The 20,971-nt window shown below is 42.8% G+C and carries 13 protein-coding genes; 11 read left to right on the top strand and 2 right to left on the bottom strand.

The window, feature by feature from the left end; translation table 11 throughout:
- Positions 1–8: 8 nt before the first annotated feature.
- The 11 genes from D3P12_RS12600 to D3P12_RS12550 all read left to right on the top strand — a co-directional run bounded on the left by D3P12_RS12600 (position 9) and on the right by D3P12_RS12550 (position 19,277).
- On the top strand, positions 9–3,125 hold the full coding sequence (locus tag D3P12_RS12600) for a SusC/RagA family TonB-linked outer membrane protein (protein WP_205941106.1): 3,117 nt from the start codon (positions 9–11) through the stop codon (positions 3,123–3,125).
- Between the two features lie 46 nt (positions 3,126–3,171).
- On the top strand, positions 3,172–5,019 hold the full coding sequence (locus D3P12_RS12595; protein WP_118196020.1) for a RagB/SusD family nutrient uptake outer membrane protein: 1,848 nt from the start codon (positions 3,172–3,174) through the stop codon (positions 5,017–5,019).
- A 20-nt stretch (positions 5,020–5,039) separates the two neighbouring features.
- Positions 5,040–6,812, top strand: a complete 1,773-nt coding sequence (locus tag D3P12_RS12590; protein WP_118196018.1) for a DUF4886 domain-containing protein — start codon at positions 5,040–5,042, stop codon at positions 6,810–6,812.
- A 134-nt stretch (positions 6,813–6,946) separates the two neighbouring features.
- Positions 6,947–8,113, top strand: coding sequence for a glycoside hydrolase family 172 protein (locus D3P12_RS12585; RefSeq protein ID WP_118196016.1), 1,167 nt, complete (start codon positions 6,947–6,949; stop codon positions 8,111–8,113).
- Between the two features lie 31 nt (positions 8,114–8,144).
- Positions 8,145–9,386, top strand: a complete 1,242-nt coding sequence (locus tag D3P12_RS12580) for a DUF6786 family protein (protein WP_118196014.1) — start codon at positions 8,145–8,147, stop codon at positions 9,384–9,386.
- A 14-nt stretch (positions 9,387–9,400) separates the two neighbouring features.
- Positions 9,401–11,164: an L-fucose isomerase gene (locus tag D3P12_RS12575; RefSeq protein WP_118196012.1), complete on the top strand. Its 1,764-nt coding sequence runs from the start codon at positions 9,401–9,403 to the stop codon at positions 11,162–11,164.
- A gap of 44 nt (positions 11,165–11,208) precedes the next feature.
- Complete coding sequence (gene fucP, locus D3P12_RS12570; protein WP_118196011.1) at positions 11,209–12,540, top strand: L-fucose:H+ symporter permease; 1,332 nt, start codon at positions 11,209–11,211, stop codon at positions 12,538–12,540.
- 36 nt (positions 12,541–12,576) lie between these two features.
- Entirely contained in the window at positions 12,577–14,241 is a 1,665-nt protein-coding gene (locus tag D3P12_RS12565) for a ribulokinase (RefSeq protein ID WP_118196009.1), read from the top strand.
- On the top strand, positions 14,226–16,307 hold the full coding sequence (locus D3P12_RS12560; protein WP_205941105.1) for a glycoside hydrolase family 88 protein: 2,082 nt from the start codon (positions 14,226–14,228) through the stop codon (positions 16,305–16,307). Before D3P12_RS12565 ends, D3P12_RS12560 begins: the two co-directional genes overlap by 16 nt.
- Positions 16,308–16,338: 31 nt before the next feature.
- On the top strand, positions 16,339–17,358 hold the full coding sequence (locus tag D3P12_RS12555; protein WP_118196007.1) for a LacI family DNA-binding transcriptional regulator: 1,020 nt from the start codon (positions 16,339–16,341) through the stop codon (positions 17,356–17,358).
- Between the two features lie 50 nt (positions 17,359–17,408).
- Positions 17,409–19,277 carry a CocE/NonD family hydrolase gene (locus D3P12_RS12550; protein ID WP_118196005.1) on the top strand — a complete coding sequence of 623 codons (1,869 nt, stop codon included), beginning with the start codon at positions 17,409–17,411 and terminating at the stop codon, positions 19,275–19,277.
- A 4-nt stretch (positions 19,278–19,281) separates the two neighbouring features.
- On the opposite strand, the gene D3P12_RS12545 is transcribed toward D3P12_RS12550, so the two are convergent.
- Positions 19,282–20,121, bottom strand: coding sequence for a VOC family protein (locus tag D3P12_RS12545; RefSeq protein ID WP_118196003.1), 840 nt, complete (start codon positions 20,119–20,121; stop codon positions 19,282–19,284).
- On the bottom strand, positions 20,114–20,956 hold the full coding sequence (locus tag D3P12_RS12540; RefSeq protein WP_118196001.1) for a universal stress protein: 843 nt from the start codon (positions 20,954–20,956) through the stop codon (positions 20,114–20,116). Before D3P12_RS12540 ends, D3P12_RS12545 begins: the two co-directional genes overlap by 8 nt.
- Positions 20,957–20,971: the final 15 nt, after the last annotated feature.

The following is a 20,971-nucleotide window of genomic DNA, read 5'->3' as shown; positions in this document are numbered from 1 at the left end:
CATTTATTATGAAACAATACCTACAAAAACCAGGTAGAATATTCTTTATTCTCCTTATGCTACAGGTCTTTTTTTCTTATTCGGAAGGAAGGGCACAAGAAACGCAGACAGGCGGACGGGCCGCAGAATCAAGTGCTGATGGGGTTCGAATACTCGGTCGAATATCGAGTGAGATCGGCGAGCGGTTGGATGGGGTAACAGTTGCCGAACTTGGTACAAACAATTCAGTTCTTTCTGTTGATGGCGGGAAATATACGATCAACGTTCTTAACAGGAGTGCGCAATTGGAATTTTCGGCAGTTGGCTATCGAACTCTTACTGTTGATATTGGGGATCGAGAAATTGTTGATGTCGTTCTGCAGGACAGTATAACCGATTTGAACCAGGTTGTGGTCGTGGGTTTTGGAACGCAGAAGAAAGCTTCCGTAGTAGGAGCAATCTCAACAGTAAAACCACAGCAACTGCAGATTACGCCGAATCGGTCTCTCAGTAATAATCTCGCAGGTATGGTGCCTGGTGTAATTGCTGTACAACGATCTGGTGACCCATGGCACAATAATTCGGATTTTTGGATTCGCGGTGTGAGTACATTTGGAGGTAATTCGCGTCCATTGGTTTTGGTAGATGGGGTAGAGCGAAGTTTGAATGACCTGGATCCAGAGGAAATAGAATCGTTTTCTGTCCTCAAAGATGCTGCGGCGAGTGCAGTATATGGAGTTCGCGGCGCTAACGGCGTTATTATGATTACTACGAAACGCGGTAAAATGGGTCCTCCGATAGTTAGTCTTCGCTTCGAAAGATCCAATACGTCGCCCATGTCTATGCCTGAATATGTAGGTTCTGTCAAATATATCGAAATAATGAATGAGCTGTACGAAGACGCAGGGAGGCCCGCTATGATATCAGAAGAAATCCTGCAAAAGTACCGTGACCAGTCTGACCCTGACTTGTATCCTGATGTTAACTGGTGGGATGTTGTAGCTAAGGATCATGCAGCGAGCATGAGAACGAATCTGAACATGTCGGGTGGTAATAATTTTCTGCGTTATGCACTTGAGTTGGGCTATTATACGGAAGACGGTATTATCGACAGAGACCATAATCAGGAGTGGAATTCTGCGGTGAAAGTGAATCGACAAAATGTACGGTCGAACGTAGATTTAAATGTGACCCCGACTACCTTGGTGAGGGTCAATCTGGGTGGTTATCTACAAACACATAACGGTCCTCCGGGTGATGAAACAAATTTTGGTATTTTTTATCAGGCGTCCCGAATCCCGCCATATATACACCCACCTCAATACTCGACAGGTGAGTTGCCGCGGATTAATTTCCGTGAAAATCCTTGGGCATTTGCTACGCAAAGGGGCTATGAGAAGTGGAACCATTATTCCTTGCAGTCGCTAACATCCGTCGAGCAGGATTTAGAAGCACTTACACCCGGATTGAAAGCTAAATTGACTTTTGCGTTCGATAAATTCTCGGCCAACTCGGTGTCGCGGAGTAAGCAACCTGATTATTATTTGCCGACTTCCGGGCGCGATGAAGAAGGGAATCTTATCCTTGAAATCCAGAGCCATGGTCAAGAATTCCTGGGATACGGCACCGGGTCGCAATGGGGTAATCAAAGCGTGTATTTGGAAGGTATGGTTTCATATTCCAGAATGTTTGACGACAAACATGATATCAATTCAATGATCTTGTATAACCAACGAAATTATGATGATGGTAGCTATCTCCCTTTTAGAAACCAGGGGATCGCTGGTCGGTTTTCCTATACCTATGATCGTCGGTTTATAGCAGAAGCAAACTTTGGCTACAATGGTTCGGAGAACTTCGCTCCGGGGAAACGCTTTGGCTTCTTTCCTGCCTTCGCAGCCGGATGGGTAATCTCGCAGGAGGAGTTTATGGAACCCGTAAGAGATGTGATCTCCAATTTGAAAATACGCGGATCATGGGGTAAGGCGGGTAATAGCGATATTGGCGGGCGTCGGTTTGCCTACATTTCTACGATTGCAGATTTCCATTATTACCGTTGGGGTGTTGATAATGATATATATCGTTTAGGTCGGTCAGAAGGTGATGTTGGAATTCCTGAACTGACTTGGGAGACGGTTGCAAAAACAGATATCGGCTTGGAGCTTGGCTTGTTTAACGGAGCAATTAATTTCAATGTCGACCTGTTTAAAGAAAATAGGGAAAATATTTTCATGCAGCGAAACAACGTTCCCGGGTCTGCAGGCTTCATCAAAACAGTATGGGCAAACTTTGGGAAGGTGGAGAATGAAGGGATTGAAATGTCGTTGACGGCTGACAAAAACATTTCTGAAAAATGGCATGTTTCGGTCATGGCTAATTATACCTATGCTCATAATAAGAGAACAGAGATTGATGAGCCGCTCGGAGTGCTGGGTACTTATCGTTCAAGCACCGGAACACCGGTCGGACAATTATTTGGTTTGGTTGATGATGGACTGTTTACGGAGGACGATTTTGATGAGTCAGGAGACTTAAAACTGGGTATACCGGATCAATCCTTTAGCGAGTCGCTTCGCCCGGGTGATATAAAATACAGGGATCTGAACGGCGATGGTGTAATTAATGCCTTGGACCGTACAGCTATAGGAGGGTCCAGGATGCCTGAAATTGTATACGGATTTGGAGCTACCATACGCTATGATTTTGTGGATCTTGGATTTTTCTTTCAGGGAGCAGGTAGAACTTGGCAGATTTTGGGCGGTGAAAACTGGATGCCAGGAACGGCCTTGGGTGCTACGGGTAATATTTTTTCAAACATTGATAGCAGGTGGACTCCCGATAATCCTTCGCAAGATGTATTCTGGCCACGGCTGACTTATGGAGTTAACTCGAACAATGAGCAATCATCAACATGGTGGCTAAAAGACATGAGCTTCTTACGATTGAAAAACATTGAGCTTGGTTTCACACTTCCGTCAAGATGGACGGAAAGGGCACATATCTCTAATTTGAGGGTGTTTGCAAGAGCTTCTAATATTCTGACCTTTTCAAAATTTGACCTATGGGATCCGGAATTGGAAACAACTGACGGACTTCGTTATCCGATGATGAAGTCTGCGTCTCTGGGTATCAATGTGAACTTTTAAGAGCAGTTGAAGAAGTAATTGAGTTAGGTTATTAAAACGATATAAAATGAAAACGATATATAAAATAGGAATCATAGCAGCCGTTATTTTTGCATTTACAGGCTGTAAAAAGTATCTGGACAAAATGCCGGATGACCAACTGACCTTGGAAATGATCTTCAATGATAAGATACGGACGGAAGATTGGCTGGCGGGTGTGTATTCAGGAGTTCCAAACCCAATGTGGGGTTACTTTAAAGATCAGGGTTATAATATTATGGGGGACGATCTGACGATTCCCGCCGAATGGTCACCTTTTGGTTGGCGAAATGTATATGCCTTTACGGTAGGCGACTGGAATGCTTCATCAGCGTGGAATCCGTACTACTGGGTAGAATTACCTAAGCGTATTCGCTCTGGTCTTATTTTTCTGGAAAATGTAAAGCCGTTACCGGGGGTGACGGAAGCGGACGTCGAGGTGATGAAGGCACAGGTACGCTTTCTGATTGCTTACTATTACTCATTGATGATCGAAATCTATGGGCCTATTCCCTTCAAACCGGGTGTGATTGAAGCTGTTGACGCTCCTGCATCTGAACTGATGATTACGCAGACGCCTTATGATTCTGTCGTGAACTGGATTGATACGGAGTTGAAAGATGTATCTGGAAAGCTGCCTGCAATTTATTCGGACCAGCACGACTGGGGCAAGGCTACCTCGATAATGGCTTTGGCGATAAGGGCTAAAACATTACTTTTTGCGGCCAGCCCTTTGTTTAACGGAAACCCGGATTTTCGTGATTGGAAGAATGCGAACGGTAGTAACATGTTTCAGCCTAATGCCGACCCGAAAAAATGGGACCGAGCCGCTGCTGCCTTTAAAGAGCTGATTGATGCGGCGGAGGCTGAGGGTTATGGATTATACTATGAACGGAATGCGGACGGCTCAATTGATCCTTTTATGTCTTATTATAATATGTCGCTCAAGAAGTTTTCCGAAGGAAACCGCGAAATCATATTTGGCAGACCTGATCAGCCAGACCTAAACTCATGGCAAGCCCATCACTTACCCATTGGTATTGGAGGAAATGGAGGGATGGGAGTTACTCAAGAGCTTGTCGATGCGTTTTTTATGGAAAACGGGCTTCCTATAACCGATCCGAACTCGGGTTACTCGGAAAGCGGCTTTTCAACAGCAGACGAGGTTCGGAATACCAAGTGGAGGGGAGGCGGCCCAACCGCAGGTACGGTGACAACTACAGGTACTTATAATATGTATGTAAACCGGGAGCCGAGATTTTATGTTTCAGTCATTTTCGATAACGCATGGTTGGGGGTTGATAATAGAAAGGCGGAGTTTGTTCAGGGAGGAAAAGATACCCGACTGTCTTTTGATGCGCCACAGAATGGGTACAATGCCCGTAAGGCTGTAAGCCTGGATGTGTTTCCCAGAGAAAATCGCTACACTTATCAACCTGGTATATTGTACCGTATGGCAGATGCCTATCTTGGTTATGCGGAAGCTTTAAATGAATCCAGTCCGGATCATCCTGATATTTTAAAGTATGTGAATTTGGTTCGTGAGCGTGCTGGTATACCTCCATTGGAAGCAGGTATGTCGCAATCACGGATGCGTGAGGCCATCCGACGCGAGCGCCGGGTTGAATTTAACAGTGAAGGAATCCGTATCCACGATCTTCGCCGTTGGAAGATTGCTGATCAGTTCTTAAATGGTGAATTATGGGGAATGAACTTTACAGGGAATGTTCGTAGTGATGATCCGAATAATAACAACGCATTCTTTAAGCGAACCTTTTACAAAAACCGCATTTTCACAAATAAAATGTACTTATGGCCGGTTCCGCAAGCTCAGATGGATATTAACCCTAATCTTGTTCAGGCTCCTGGATATTAACAGGAAATAAATCGAATGTTATGAAAAGTATATTAATAAAAATAGCAAAAGGAGATAGACTGATGAGAAATCTTGGCTATATCCTTGTCAGTTTATTCCTGTTAACCGGGAATGTGTCTTGTGAAAAAGCACAGGAGTTGCCACCAGGTCCGCCTACAACCGGAGTGGTTATCCTTGATAAAGATAATATCGAAATGACGGTTGGTGAACGAACAACCGTACGGCTTTCATTGGAAGATGGGAAAAGCTTCGAAAGGAAATTTAGTTTTGAAAGTTCAAATCCGGAGATTGTAGGTGTCGAACGTTCTGGCGGTTATTCAGTGAACGTCTTAGGACGCCGTGCGGGGTCAGCTGTGCTAACCTTTACGTCTGAAGACGGTGAAGTTGAATTGACTTCGACGGTTACGATAAAAGAAGTTCCATGGGACGGTATTACTCGTGTTCTGGCAATCGGTAATAGTTTTTCCGAGGATGCGTTAGAGGCACACCTTCACTCGATCGCAACTGCAGCAGGAGATAGTATGATTATTGCGAATCTTTATATTGGAGGTTCTTCATTGGAACAACATTTAGAAAATGCCCGAACAAATAATAAAGCTTATTCCTATCGGAAGATTAATAAGTTCGGCTCAAAAACAACTGTTAATGATGTGAGTATAGAAGAGGTGCTGAACGATGAACGCTGGGATTATATCAGCTTTCAACAGGTGAGTCAAAACTCAGGGCAATATCCGACGATCGAAGCATCACTGCCAGGTTTAGTTGATTACGTTAAATCGAAAGTAATTTACTCGGAAGCCAAATATGTATATCATCAGACATGGGCTTACGCTCAGAACTCAAACCATAGTGGTTTCCCGAATTATGGAAGCAACCAAATGACGATGTATAATGCAATCACGGACGCTTCATCTAAGGCCGCAACCCTAATGGATGCTGATTTGCTGATACCAGCGGGAACCGCGATCCAGAATGGGCGAACAAGCTTCTGGGGGGATAATTTTACGCGGGACGGATATCATTTGAATTTGGATGTCGGTCGTTATCTGGCCGCATGTACTTGGTATGAAGCACTTTTTGGAAAATCTGTAATTGGCAATACGTTCGATCCCGGATCGTTTATGTTGAGTGATGTTGAGCGCGAGATGGCTCAGCATGCTGCTCACGCCGCTGTATTGAAGCCTTTTGAGGTTACTGATATGACCGATTATAAATCGATCGATCTAAGTAGTTTTACATCGGAAATTTTTGTTGATGTGGCTCAAACCCAACCTGCTTTTGGGTGGAACGGGCTTACCAGTCCGGTGGAAGGAACAAGTATTCCGTTTTTACGCACACCAGAAGGTAGTTTGACCAGTTTGTCCTTGACGGTTACAGAGCGGTTCAATAATATCAATCCTGATGGTCAGCTCAATACAAATACACCATTCAACATGCCTAATTCGGTTTCCGCAAACTCTTATTTTGGAAATACAAAAGCTTCGTTCGGTGGATTATTGGTTTTGAAAAGTACAATGAAAATCAGTGGGCTCGATCCAACGAAACGTTATGATTTCTGTTTCTTTGGTTCGCGGACAACGAATGAAGGTCGGGAAACTAAATACATTACGAAAGGCCAGAATGAGGTAACCTCCTATTTAATGGTGGGAAGTAATAATTCAAACATTGCTTGTAACGAAGGGATACAACCTGATGCTGAGGGTAATATTTTTGTTACTGTTACAGCTGGTGAGCGAAACGATAATGGAACCGGATTCTATTATCTCAATGCGATGCGCATAGAAGTTCGATGATTGGTTAGGTAGAGAGAGGGTTTGATCTCAATGGGGTCGCCCTCTCTTTTGTTCTAACAATATTTGCATATTGAATCATTTCTTTTAACTTAGCTTAAACGAATAAGCATATAAATTTAAACCAAACTAGTATTATGAAAAGAGTCACGTTAGTGCTATTGGGTCTCGTAGCATTTTGCTTTGCTTCTGCACAAGAAAAATTTAATGGGTTGGACATGAACATGGGGACATTGTCCCGTTTGTCTGATGCGCAAACACGTTCAATCAGTCCGGAAAACTTTACCGGTGAAAAAGGTAAAGGGGGAATGGCTGACCCCGAAAAACACAAAGGGCAGCGCAATGTTGCCAATTCTGCACTGCAAGCTAGGGAACTGGGTATCGGATGGAAGGTGAACCCATACATTACGATTAATCCGGGAGAGACTTTCACAATCGCCGAGATTGATGGATCAGGAGCGATTCAGCATATCTGGATGACCCCAACCGGGAATTGGCAATATTCAATCATCCGCTTTTACTGGGATGATGAAACAGAGCCTTCTGTAGAAGTGCCCGTTGGACCGTTTTTTGGCATGGCGTGGAATACTTTCGCTCCGCTAAACTCGATTGCGATGACGGTAAATCCGGGAAGTGCATTCAATAGTTTCTGGAAAATGCCTTTCCGAAAAAAATGTAAGATTACAGTAGAAAATATCAATCCCGATGAATCCATGAACTTGTACTATCAGGTTGATTATACATTAACAGAAGTGGGTGAAGATGAGGCTTATTTCCATGCGCAATACCGTCGTTCGGATAAAAATACAAATTCAGACCACGTTATTATTGATGGAATTAAAGGGAAGGGTCATTATGTTGGAACTTTTATGGCAGTTGGTGTAAATAACAACGGCTGGTGGGGTGAAGGTGAGATTAAGTTCTTTATGGACGGTGACAAAGATTTCGCAACGATTGTTGGTACGGGTACGGAAGATTATTTCTTAGGATCCTACAATTTTGAAAACAAGGAAACCCGTCAATATCAGGAGTATTCGACTCCGTATGCAGGTCTGCATCAGGTAATCCGGCCCGACGGATTGTACAATTCGCAACAACGTTTTGGTATGTATCGATGGCATGTGCTAGATCCGATTCGTTTTGAAAAAGATCTGAAAGTGACAATCCAAGACCTGGGGTGGCGGAGCAACCATCGTTACTTGCCACAAAACTCAGATATCATTACGGTAGCTTATTGGTATCAGCGCGAACCGCATGCGCGTTTCCCGGAACTGCCTGAGAGAAACCGTTTGGAAGTAAACTAGGATATCGATAGTTGACGCTAAATGGAGTACTATGAAGAAAAATAATAAGTTAATGATGGCAATCGTGCTCGGTCTTGTACTCGGGGCGTGCCAAACGAATAACAATTCAGGCCAACAAATGGAAGATGTCGAAAAAGGGAGTTTTGCTTACGATCTGCAATTCCTGAAGGAGAAAGATAGTGTCATTGTGCTCACAGCGGCTAATGGTGCTGCGCAGGTTATTGTCTCGCCAAAATACCAGGCAAAGGTGTTTACTTCTACGGCTGAAGGACTCGAGGGTCGGAGTTTTGGCTGGATCAATTATGATGCGTTTGATGGTGAGCCCGATCCGCACATGAATGGGTATGGAGGTGAAGATCGCTTATGGTTAGGTCCGGAAGGTGGTAAGTTCTCCTTGTTTTTCCAGCCCAATACGACAATGGAGTTTGAAAATTGGCATACACCGGCAGCAATTGATACAGAGAGTTGGGACTTGCTGAGTGCAGACGATAAAAAAGTGTCAATGAAAAAGGATATGACACTCTTGAATTATGCGGGTACGGAACTTGAACTTATGGTAGATCGTGAGGTGGAAATCATCGAACCGGATGCCATTGAGTCGCTGCTAGGAATAAGCTTGAATGATTCAGTAAAATCAGTAGGTTTTCATACAAAGAATGTTTTGACGAACACGGGTGATTTTGAGTGGGATGAAACAACGGGTGCTCCGTGTATGTGGAATCTGGACATGTTTTCCCCTTCACCCAAGACGGTTATTGTAGTTCCCTACCGTGAAGAGGCCAGCGGTAAAGTAGCAACGACAGACTATTTTGGGGAAATTCCGAAAGACCGGGTGCATTATGCCGACGGGACGCTGTATTTGAAAGCGGATGGTAAACATCGCGGAAAACTGGGGATACCGCCTCAGCGTGCTACAGAGTTTGCTGGGAGTTATGCAGCAGATAATGGCGTTTTGACGATTACGCACTTTGATGTCGATAATAATGGAACCTATCTGAATCAAGAATGGACGCCTGATAAAGATCCGTTGATCGGGGATGCTATTAATGCGTATAACGACGGGCCTCTGGAAGATGGTAGTCAGATGGGACCTTTTTATGAAATCGAAAGCGTGTCACCGGCTGCGTTCTTAAAGCCGGGGGATAAATTAACACACAAGCATAGTGTTTTCCATTTCACAGGTGATAAAAATACGCTGAACTCGATTTCGACTAAAATCCTTGGAGTTTCCTTGGAAGAGATTGAGGCTCAATTTTCAAATAGCTCGAATTGATAAATAATAAATAAATGAAAGATTATCCGAAAATAGGAATTCGCCCCATCTTAGATGGGCGCTTTGGCGGTATACGTGAGTCTCTGGAAGAAGTAACCATGAAAAAGGCTCAGATTGTGGTAGATTTATTTACCAAAGAATTACGGTATCCTGATGGAAGTCCGGTACAATGTGTTATCGCTGATAGCTGCATCGGTGGGGTAAAAGAGGCAGCAGCTTGTGCAGAAAAATTTGAAAGAGAGAACGTGGGAGTCTCCTTGTCGGTGACAACGAGTTGGTGCTATGGTTCAGAAACAATGGATATGAATCCGCAAATTCCGAAAGCAATTTGGGGAGTGAACGGAACAGAAAGACCGGGTGCAGTATATCTGGCGGCGACCTTGGCAGCACACAATCAAAAAGGTCTGCCTTCCTTTGGGATTTATGGGCGTGATGTTCAAGAGGCTGATGATCATACCATTCCTGATGATGTTAGGGAGAAGTTGTTGTCCTTTGCAAAAGCGGGTTTAGCGGTTTCAATCATGAGGGGTAAATCATACTTATCGATCGGATCGGTTTCAATGGGTATTGCCGGATCGATGGTTAATGAAGACTTTTTTCAGGATTATTTGGGGATGCGGAATGAATATGTCGATTCAACTGAAGTTTTGAGAAGAATTGAATTGGGCATCTACGATCATGAGGAATTTGAGCGTGCTTTAAAATGGACACGGGAGAACTGTCGGGAAGGAGAAGATTTTAATACTGAAAATAAATTGAAGTCACGGGAAGACCTGGATAAAGATTGGGAGTTTGTTGTGAAGATGACCTTGATTATTCGGGACTTGATGATTGGCAATGATAAGTTAAAAGACATGGGACATCCGGAAGAAGCTTACGGACATCATGCTATCGTATCAGGTTTTCAGGGACAAAGACAGTGGACGGATTTCTTGCCAAACGGTGATTTTGCGGAAGCTATTTTGAATTCCTCTTTCGATTGGAATGGTATACGTGCCCCTTACATGGTAGCGACAGAGAATGATACATTGAATGGCGTTTCGATGCTCTTTAATTATTTGCTAACCAACAAAGCGCAGATATTTGCAGACGTTAGAACCTATTGGAGTCCGGAAGCGGTAGAAAAGGTAACAGGTTGGAAGCCGGATGGAAAGTCAGCCGATGGATTTATACACCTGATTAATTCAGGTTCAGCTACGCTGGATGGTACGGGACAGCAAACCTTGAACGGAGAGCCTGTGATGAAGTCGTTTTGGGAAATAGAAGAAGATGAAGCGCAGGCCTGTCTGGACGTAACCACTTGGTATCCTGCCAATCGGGATTACTTCCGAGGTGGCGGTTTTTCGTCGAAGTTTCTGTCGAAAGGGAATATGCCGGTCACCATGTGTCGCGTCAATCTGATCAAGGGGGTAGGTCCGGTTATCCAAATAGCGGAAGGCTGGACGGTCGATGTCCCTGAACATGTACATGATACGCTCGATAAACGAACTGACAAAACATGGCCAACAACTTGGTTCGTCCCTCGTGTACAGGGTGAAGGGGCTTTCAAAGATGTATATTCTGTAATGGCCAATTGGGGCTCTAATCATGGAGCAATTAGTTATGGTCATATTGGTAAAGACCTGATTACCCTGGCTTCCATGTTACGCATTCCCGTGTGTATGCATAACGTTGAAGAAGCGGATGTTTTCAGACCAGCGGCATGGAGCGCCTACGGTATGGATAAAGAAGGTTCTGATTACCGCGCTTGCGAAGCTTATGGACCGCTCTATAAATAATATGTTATAATTTAATTGAGTTTAAAAACCAATTGTGCTAATTTATGAGTTCGACAAAAAAAAGATCATTTTTTAGGGGAGAGAATGGTGTAAATTATTTTGTGCCATTTATATTTATATGCAGCCTCTTTTTGCTTTGGGGTTTTGCACATGGGTTTTTGGATGTGCTGGATAAGCACTTTCAAGATCTGCTACATGTATCAAAAGCGCAGTCTGGTTTTGTACAATTTTCACTTTATATAGGCTATTTGGCGATGGCAATTCCAGCCGGTTTGTTTATTAAGCGTTTCGGGTATCAAAAAGGGATTATCTTTGGCTTAATATTATTTGCAATTGGTGCCTTTTTGTTCTATCCTGCTGCAAAACTGGCTGCTTTTATCCCTTTTCTATTAGCATTATTTGTGTTGGCCTGTGGTTTGGCTTTTCTTGAAACAGCAGCAAACCCATATTCGATAGCTTTGGGACCCAAGGAAAGCTCAGCCAGGCGGATTAATATCTCTCAATCTTTTAATGGATTGGGATGGATACTGGGTCCGCTGATCGGTGGCTGGTTTATCTTTGGTACGGAGGCTACCGGCGAGCATGATAAGTTTGATTCACTCGTTACGCCTTATATGATGATCGGTTGCATTGTCGTCGTGGTAACGATTGTTTTTCTGTTCATCAAGCTTCCGGAGATTAAAGAAGAGATGGGAACAGAAACTGAAGAGAACCCACCGATGAGGAATCTATTGAAGCATCCGGCCTTTATATTAGCTGTAATAGCACAGTTTTTATATGTGGCGGCGCAAACGGGTACCAACTCGTTCTTTATCAATTATGTCATCGATGCCATCCCTAAGTTGCAAGATCCTATAGCGGATATTATGGCAAACCTTGGTTATTTTGGAGAGGTTTTTATGCCTAAAAATGATGAACAAGCTGCTTCCCTGATTCTGGCAATTGGAGGGATGGGGGCTTTTTTTATAGGCCGTCTGTCGGGTTCTTATTTCATGAAATTTATGGCTCCGCAGCGTTTGTTGGCGCTGTACGCTGTGGTTAATACGATATTGGTCGTGATTGTTATTCTGGATATTGGTTGGGTCTCTGTGTTTTCATTATTTACGACTTACTTCTTTATGTCGATCATGTTCCCAACAATTTTTGCACTGGGCGTAGCTGATCTGGGAACGCTTACAAAAAAGGGTTCTTCATTTCTCGTGATGGCGGTTGCCGGTGGTGCTTTTTGTCCGCCCATTATGGGATTGATTGCAGATCATTCAACGATGGCCACCGCATTTATTGTGCCTGTATTCTGCTTTGCGTTCATTGCATGGTATGCGATATGGGGAGTAAGAAAGTTGAAAATTGATAAGATATCGATGGCTCACCACTAATTGATCAGGTCGGTAATAAAATTAGCTGTTAACAAGATGAAAGATAAAAATTATTGTATTGGTGTAGACTACGGAACGGATTCGGTGCGTACAATCTTGGTGGACGCACATAACGGGACAGAACTCGCTTCTTCTGTTTTCTATTACCCGAGATGGAAAGAAGGTCTTTTCTGTGATCCAGCTTCTAATCGATTCCGTCAACACCCGGCAGACTACGTTGAGGGCCTGGAATATACTATCAAGGAATGTTTGAGTCAGGTGGGTGCTGAGGTCAGAAAAAATGTCCGTGCAATTTCTACCGGCACTACAGGTTCTACCCCAGTGGCTGTTGATGAAAAAGGGGTGCCTTTGGCGCTTTCCCCGGCTTTTGCTGCAAATCCCAATGCAATGTTTTTTCTTTGGAAAGATCATACTTCAATACAAGAGGCAGCGGATATCAACCAAGCGGCGGCGAACCATTCCATTAATTATCTACAATATGTTGGGGGGATTTATTCATCGGAGTGGTTTTGGGCGAAATTGCTTAACGTATTGCGAAATGATGCAGAAGTAGGAGAGGCTTGTTATTCCTGGGTGGAACATTGTGATTGGGTACCTTTCCTACTAACGGGTGGCAACAAGGTTGAAGATATGAAGCGTAGTGTTTGTGCAGCAGGGCATAAGGCGATGTGGGCTGAAGAGTTTGGAGGGCTACCACCGGATGAGTTTTGGACATCGGTTGATCCGCTATTATCCGGTTTTCGAGAACGGCTATCTGGTAAAACTTATACGACTGACCAATCCGCTGGTACACTTTCCAAAGAATGGGCCGATCGCTTAGGTCTTTCTACCGAAGTGCAGGTAGGCGTGGGGGCTATTGACGCACACGTGGCTGCTGTCGGTGGACAGATAGAACCTTATTACCTAAGTAAGGTAATGGGGACGTCAACTTGTGATATGCTGGTTGTGCCGCAAGGAGAAATGGGAGAAAATCCAGTGCGAGGTATATGTGGTCAGGTAAATGGATCGATTATTCCCGGAATGACGGGTTTAGAAGCGGGGCAGTCTGCCTTTGGCGATGTCTATGCTTGGTTCGGTGATTTACTTGTCTGGCCAATGGTTAATATTTTAAAGCAATCTGAACTAATTGATCCTGAAACGGCGGATAAGCTATTATCAGAAACTAAAGATCGACTCCTATATCAGTTAAGTCTTGAGGCAGAACAGATTCAGCTCACAGAGGACATGGAGTTGTCGATAGACTGGTTAAACGGTCGCCGGACACCTGACGCCAATCAGCTGTTGAAAGGAGCAATAAGCGGTTTGACATTAGGTACGGATGCTCCGAAAATCTTTAGGTCGCTCGTAGAAGCGACTTGCTTCGGGGCGAAGATGATCGTAGAGCGATTTTTAGAAGAGGGTGTGCCTGTAAAGGGCTTGATAGGCGTGGGTGGAATTGCACAGAAATCATCGTTTGTCATGCAGATGTTAGCCGATATCATGAATATGCCGATTCGAGTCCATTCATCAGAACAAACTTCTGCCCTCGGGGCTGCAATGTTTGCTGCGACGGTAGGGGGTGTATATGAACGGGTAGAGGACGCGATGGCAGCGATGGGTAAAGGTTTTAATCGGGAATATCTGCCCGTACCCGAACGTACGGCTATCTATAATATTCGTTATCAACAATATAAAAGCCTAGGCTTATGTCTGGATTCGTGAAGTTAGGGCTCTTTGTTTTAGCAATAATAACAAACGTATCGATCGTTTTTGCTTCAGATGAAATTAATCTGAAGTCGATAAAGCGTTTAAACAAATTTATTGAATCCGTATCGGTCGATTCTTTGGGTGGACAAAAAGCAGATGTTAATATATTTGTGCCCACGCATTTGAAATGGGCGCAAGTGACGGTAGATTTCACCATAACGGATACGGTGTGGCAAGATGATTGGAGAATTGAATTAACGCCTATTTTTAAGCCTGACTTTCATTGGTCGCCACATCTGACGCCGACGAGTGAGCACATTATTGCTCAACATGTTTTTAGGGCGCCGGCGATGATTATGGCAGATAAATCGCAACAAGTGATTGTTATTCCAGATTTATCTGTATTGAACAATCATCAAGGACCCGACTGGTATATGGACCTTGATGCGGTGGAAAATAAACTGACCTTGGGTATGAGCAAGTCTGCTGTAAAAGAACATGTTCTTTTTGTTAAAAAAGATGGAGCTGCATACCCACCTGGAAAGGTTCGGTTGGGTTTTTATATTTTATTGAATGATAGTAAGAACGAGCTGTTTAACCCATGGAAGCAGGCTCTTGATTTTCTTTGGAATCATTGGGGACATGAAGCATACGAACAAAGTGATAAAACCATCTTGAGCCCTTATGTAAAAGATACGTATAATTGGGCATTTAATACCTGGAAAGAGAGCGTTCCACAAGTGTTTGAATTAGAGGGGAAAACAGTAGGTGCGCCGACTTTTATTGTGAATGTTACGCAAAGTCCAAATTATCCGGGTCTTGTTAATGAACGAGAGTTTCGTTCAATTTGGAATCAAGCTTGGTTTAGTTCATTGCGTTCCGCACAGGGCTTGTTTCGTTATGCCAGACGGACAGAAAACGAAGAGCTAATGGGATATGCTCAGCTAACCAAAGAACTAGCCTTATCCTTCCCTCAAAAGAATGGGTTTTTCTATGGACTCATTGCTACCGAAATGGAACGTAAAGAAATTGACGGTGAATATTATCATCGCTCAACAGGTTGGGATACTTATTATTGGGGGAACTCCGATAGAAACCCAATAGTCCGTGATGCCAGACTGGCTCCTTTTCACATCCTAGATATGAGTTATACAGCTTGGCTCATGTTGAATTGGTATGATGAGTTAGAAGATGATAAACGCTTGCTAGAATACGCTAAGAACTATGCGGAAGCTTTAATAAATATTCAGGATTCAGATGGCTTTTTCCCTGCTTGGCTGTCTACTGATGACCTCAAACCCTATGAAGTTCTCGAACAATCACCTGAAACATCGATGTCGGTAACTTTTTTGCTTAAGCTATACGAGCTTGATCAAGATGAAAGATACTTAAATGCAGCATTGAAAGCAATGGATGCTGTTATAGAAGATGTGATTATGGACGGTCGTTGGGAAGATTTCGAAACTTACTGGTCCTGTAGTACCTATGGTCAGAATGACCTGGTGGGGAAGAGGGTGGAACGAAATAACATGTACAAGCAGAATACACTAAGTATGTATTGGACTGCTGAAGCTTTGCTGGATGCTTATAATGCCACGGGAAAGAAAGATTACAGAAAATATGGACAGCGTACGTTAGACGAGCTGCTTATGGCGCAGGCAATTTGGCAGCCGCCTTTTATATATGTGCATGCATTTGGTGGCTTCGGCGTGATGAACGCTGATGCTGAGTGGAATGACTCACGACAAAGCTTATTTGCAGAATTGATTATTCGCTATGGTTTAGAGCTTGGTGAACGTCAATATATTCAACGGGGGCTTGCTGCTTTGCGGGCATCTTTTTTAATGATGTATTCGCCTTATAATGAGAAAACAAAAGAGCAGTGGGAGCTAAGGTGGCCGTTTTTCGGTGAGGAAGATTATGGGTTTATGATGGAAAACTATGGTCACGGTGGACAAACCGACGGTCAGGGCTTAGGGATTGGTGAGTTTACGATATATGATTGGGGGAATGGTGCGGCGGCAGAGGCTTACAATCGAATTGTAGATCATTATGGTAAAAAGTTTATTTTAGAAAATTAATATTAAAAGGATTGGTTCTTATCAATAATAGATGAAAAAAAGGGTTTCAATAAAAGATATAGCAGAAGCGGCGGGAGTATCGACAGCCCTGGTTTCTTATGTCTTAAACAATAAGGAGAAAGAAGCGCGCGTTGGAAAGGAAATGGCTATTAAAATCAGAGAGATTGCCAAACAGCTAAATTATCAGCCAAACCAACTGGCGAAGAGCCTCAAGAGTGGAAAATCTTATACCATCGGACTCATAGTAGCTGATATATCGAATCCTTTCTTCTCAAATATTGCCCGAACAATTGAAGATGAGGCTAAAAAGAATAATTATACCGTGATCTTCGGCAGTTCTGACGAGAATGCAGAAAAATCAAAAGATTTGATCGACGTATTAATAAACCGACAGGTAGACGGGTTTATTATTGCACCTACTGAAAATTCTGAGGAACAAATTCAAAACCTTGAGGACAGAGGAATCCCGCTTGTTTTAATTGACCGTTATTTCCCGGATATACCGACAAATTATGTAGTGACGGATAATTATAAAGCATCGGTTGACGCCGTACATCATTTGGTGGACTGTGGATATAAGAAAGTTGGACTAGTGACTTATCAAAGTAATTTGATTCATATTTGTGAACGGAGAAGAGGATCTGAAGAAGCGCTGCGACAACGCGGTTTGTCTCTCGACCCCTCCCAAATAGCAGAGATCCGTTTTGGTAATATCGAAGAGGATATTTCCGCGCAGATTGACAAGCTCTTGAATGCTAAAGATCCGGTTGATTCCATTTTCTTCGCTACCAATACCTTGGCTCTAAATGGGCTGAAATATATCAATGCATTAGATTATAAGATTCCAGATGATCTGGGGATTGTTTGTTTTGATGAAGGGGATGCATTTGATTTCTTTTATTCACCCTTAACCCACGTATATCAACCGCTATTTGATGTGGCTAGCAAAGCTGTGAATGTGCTACTAAACCAAATCAATGACCCTCAAAAGCCTAAAGAAGAGATTGTGATCGCATCAGAGTTGGTTATAAGAAAATCCTCTGGAGCATAAAGCTTTTTTCTATTTTTCATACCTTTGAACTCAATCAATAATCCTTGGTTATGAAAATAAGATCATTGTTATTACTCGTTTCTTTATTTGCCGGTTACGTTTCTTCCGCTCAAGAGGTTTCTGACTCTCTGTATATTCGAGAGAATTATACAAAAATTGAGCGGTTGATTCCGATGAGAGATGGCGTAAAACTTTTTACGTCAATCTACATTCCAAAAGATCAGGGCAAGAAGTATCCGATTTTGTTAAATCGCACTCCCTATACCGTGTCTCCCTATGGTGAAAATGAGTTTAAGACGACACTTGGTCCCAGTCCCGGATTTGTTAGAGAAGGATATATTTTTGTATATCAAGATGTTAGAGGTAAGTGGATGAGTGAAGGGGAATTTGAAGATATCAGACCACACATTGCAGACAAAAAGGACAAGAGTCAGATTGATGAAGGGAGCGACACCTATGACACAATCGACTGGTTATTGAAAAACCTGGATAGTGACAATGGGAAGGTTGGTATGTACGGGATTTCCTATCCTGGATTTTATTCTACTGCTGCATTGCCAGATGCACATCCTGCGCTTAAAGCGGTGTCGCCGCAGGCCCCGGTGACTGATTGGTTCCGAGGGGATGATTTTCATCATAACGGTGCTTTGTTTCTGACTGATGCATTTAACTTTTATAGTAGCTTCGGTGTTCCTAGACCTAAACCTGTTACACGTGCAGACGCTCCACCGTCAGTAGAGTTCCTGATGAATGATAATTATGAGTTTTTTATGGAATTAGGGCCGGTTAAAAATATCAAAGATGAATATTTCGGCGACAGTATCAGGTTTTGGAATGATGTGGTAGAGCATGGCACGCTTGATACTTTTTGGAAAGCTCGTGAAATAGTGAGACACTTATACGATATTAAACCTGCGGTATTGGTTGTTGGCGGATTGTTTGATGCAGAAGATACATTCGGTGGATTCCATACATATAAAATGATTGAAAAGCAAAACCCCCACGCTGATAATCGTTTAGTAATGGGTCCTTGGTTTCATGGTGGGTGGGTGAGAAGCGATGGAAGTTATTTCGGTGATATAGAGTTTGGATCGGAGACGGGTACCTGGTATCAAAAAAATATAGAAATCCCGTTTTTCAATTATTATTTAAAAGGGGAAGGTGAGTTTAATGCTGCAGAGGCAACTGTTTTTCTCACCGGAAGCAATCAGTGGAAGAACTTTAATGCCTGGCCTCCAGAGGGTACAACAACCAAGAAACTATTTCTTCATAAAAACGGCAGTTTAAGTTTTGACGCTCCAAAAGAAGTGGAAAGCTTTGACGAATATATCAGTGACCCAAGTTCACCAGTTCCTTATCAGCAGGGCGTTCATAAGACGCGTAGCAGAGAATATATGATCGATGATCAACGTTTTGCGTCGAAGCGACCAGATGTCATGGTTTACCAAAGCGAGGTGTTGACTGAGGATGTGACACTTGTCGGTCCGTTAAAAGCAAAGTTGAAGGTTTCAACGACAGGCACGGATGCTGATTACATTGTAAAGCTTATTGACGTATACCCTCAGGGTGCTCAGGCTCCCCAACATAATCCTGATATTATTATGGGCGGCTACCAAATGCTAGTACGTGGAGAGGTATTACGTGGTAAATTTCGCAATAGCTTTGAAAAACCAGAACCTTTTGTTCCAGGTGAGGTGACTTCCGTAGATTATACGTTACCTGATGTGGCACACACATTTAAAAAGGGACATCGCATCATGATCCAGGTTCAGAATTCATGGTTTCCGTTAGTCGACCGAAACCCACAGAAATTTATAGATATTTACAGTGATGCGGAAGATTCAGACTTTCAGAAAGCTACACACCGCATTTACCACGATCAAGAAAACGCTTCGTTTATTGAAGTTGAGCTGTTATAAACGGTCAGGCTTTAACCAGCGTTTCGATATCAAATTTCTTCATTTTTAAGAAAGCTTCCATAACACGAGGAGCCTTATCTTCATCTGTCATTAGATTGTCTAAGATAGCAGGCACGATCTGCCATGAAACGCCGTACTTATCTTTTAGCCATCCGCACATGCCTTCTTGTCCGCCCTTGGTTAGTTTTGCCCAAAAATAATCTATTTCCTCTTGAGTCTTACAGGATACTACCAGAGAAATTCCTTCGTTGAAGGAGAAGTTATGATCCAGAGAACTGTCCATTGCCATTAAAACATAGTTTCTTATATTAAATTGTGCATGTTTGACATTCCCTTCTGTATCAGGATCTTCTTCTGAATAGTTTAAGATGCCGTGAATTTTTGACTCATCGAAGATCGACATGTAAAAATGGATAGCTTCTTCCGCTTTGCCATTTTGTTCTCCGACGAACATCAAGGATGGTGTGAATTTTTGACCTACGTCGGCAAGTTTTCCGTAGGATAATTGCCAGCTAACATGGTAGCGATCTTGTACCCAACCGTATTTTTTACTCCATGGGTACTCGTCTAGTGCCATGAGCTCAGTACCACCTTCTCGTAGTTTCTCCCAAGCATATACGAGTTCTTTATCAGTTTCGAATACAACGAAAAAGGATATTGAGGGGTTCACAGTAAACATCGGGCCGCCATTGAGCAGCATAAATCGTTGTCCATGAAGCTCCATGTTTATAGCAACGGGACTCTTCTGTGTTACTTCTGTTTCTTTGAATACCGAACCGTAGAAATCGGCGGCTTCAGCTGCCTGATTGTCAAACCAAAGACAGGGATAAATCGAATCATTCATCTTTTTTCTCTTTTAATATTAATAAGGGTAAATGGGTCTTATTAGCTAAAACCTTACTGGTGCTTTTGTGGAATATACTTTCAAAAAGTGCATAATCCTTTGGTACTGTGATTAATAAATCTGCTTCCTGTTCGTCAGAAAAAGATAATATACCATCTGCAATGTTTTTATTTTCAGTGTAATAATATTGGGGCTTCTCGCTCTCCATAAAATTATCGAGTTCATAGATGTCTTCAGTAAGATCTGGTTTCAAGTTGTCGCCCTCATTATGGCCAACGTTTAATACTAAAACCTGAGCGTTAAGTTGCCGGACAATTGTTGTAATTGTTTGGATTGGTGTGTTTTTGGTTAACTTTTTAAAGTTAACTGCATATACTGCTTTTTTTATTAGGACAAAGTGTGAATCTTGAGGGATAATTAATAGGGGTAAAGGCGCGTTCCTGACCAAGCTGCTGGTCGTACTACCCATAATTAGTTTTTCGATTCTTCCTTTACGGCTTGCGCCCATGATTACGATACTATTGGGTGATTTTTTCCTCAATAACTCTAAACTTTTTAAGATAGATATATCACTCGCGATTATATTGATATTTATGTCTTCAGCTAGAAGAGGCATCAGCTGTTTTTGCAAATCCCCAAGTTTTTCCAAACTACGATCACGTAGCATTGTTATATGAGAAGAATCGGCTATGCTTACTTCTGATGTAATAGGTAGCTCATAAGAATTAAGCAGCACAATTTCTTTGACAGCCAATTGTTCACTAAGGGCTGCGCCGTATTTTGCTGCATTTGTGCATGAATCCGAGAAATTGGTAGCAATAATTAGAGTATCCATGACAATAATATTAAT

The organism is Pedobacter indicus (assembly GCF_003449035.1).
GTDB classification, from domain to species: Bacteria; Bacteroidota; Bacteroidia; order Sphingobacteriales; family Sphingobacteriaceae; genus Albibacterium; species Albibacterium indicum.
The sequence above is the reverse complement of the archived record's forward strand: the minus strand, read 5'-3'. Positions and strand labels throughout refer to the sequence as shown.

What these genes read in the sequence shown, in the direction of transcription:
- D3P12_RS12550 (WP_118196005.1), top strand. Translation starts at nt 17,409, where the DNA reads ATGAAAATAAGATCATTGTTATTACTCGTTTCTTTATTTGCCGGTTAC.
- D3P12_RS12575 (WP_118196012.1), top strand. Translation starts at nt 9,401, where the DNA reads ATGAAAGATTATCCGAAAATAGGAATTCGCCCCATCTTAGATGGGCGC.
- D3P12_RS12595 (WP_118196020.1), top strand. Translation starts at nt 3,172, where the DNA reads ATGAAAACGATATATAAAATAGGAATCATAGCAGCCGTTATTTTTGCA.
- D3P12_RS12590 (WP_118196018.1), top strand. Translation starts at nt 5,040, where the DNA reads ATGAAAAGTATATTAATAAAAATAGCAAAAGGAGATAGACTGATGAGA.
- D3P12_RS12555 (WP_118196007.1), top strand. Translation starts at nt 16,339, where the DNA reads ATGAAAAAAAGGGTTTCAATAAAAGATATAGCAGAAGCGGCGGGAGTA.
- D3P12_RS12600 (WP_205941106.1), top strand. Translation starts at nt 9, where the DNA reads ATGAAACAATACCTACAAAAACCAGGTAGAATATTCTTTATTCTCCTT.
- D3P12_RS12545 (WP_118196003.1), bottom strand. Translation starts at nt 20,121, where the DNA reads ATGAATGATTCGATTTATCCCTGTCTTTGGTTTGACAATCAGGCAGCT.
- fucP (WP_118196011.1), top strand. Translation starts at nt 11,209, where the DNA reads ATGAGTTCGACAAAAAAAAGATCATTTTTTAGGGGAGAGAATGGTGTA.
- D3P12_RS12585 (WP_118196016.1), top strand. Translation starts at nt 6,947, where the DNA reads ATGAAAAGAGTCACGTTAGTGCTATTGGGTCTCGTAGCATTTTGCTTT.
- D3P12_RS12540 (WP_118196001.1), bottom strand. Translation starts at nt 20,956, where the DNA reads ATGGATACTCTAATTATTGCTACCAATTTCTCGGATTCATGCACAAAT.
- D3P12_RS12560 (WP_205941105.1), top strand. Translation starts at nt 14,226, where the DNA reads ATGTCTGGATTCGTGAAGTTAGGGCTCTTTGTTTTAGCAATAATAACA.
- D3P12_RS12580 (WP_118196014.1), top strand. Translation starts at nt 8,145, where the DNA reads ATGAAGAAAAATAATAAGTTAATGATGGCAATCGTGCTCGGTCTTGTA.
- D3P12_RS12565 (WP_118196009.1), top strand. Translation starts at nt 12,577, where the DNA reads ATGAAAGATAAAAATTATTGTATTGGTGTAGACTACGGAACGGATTCG.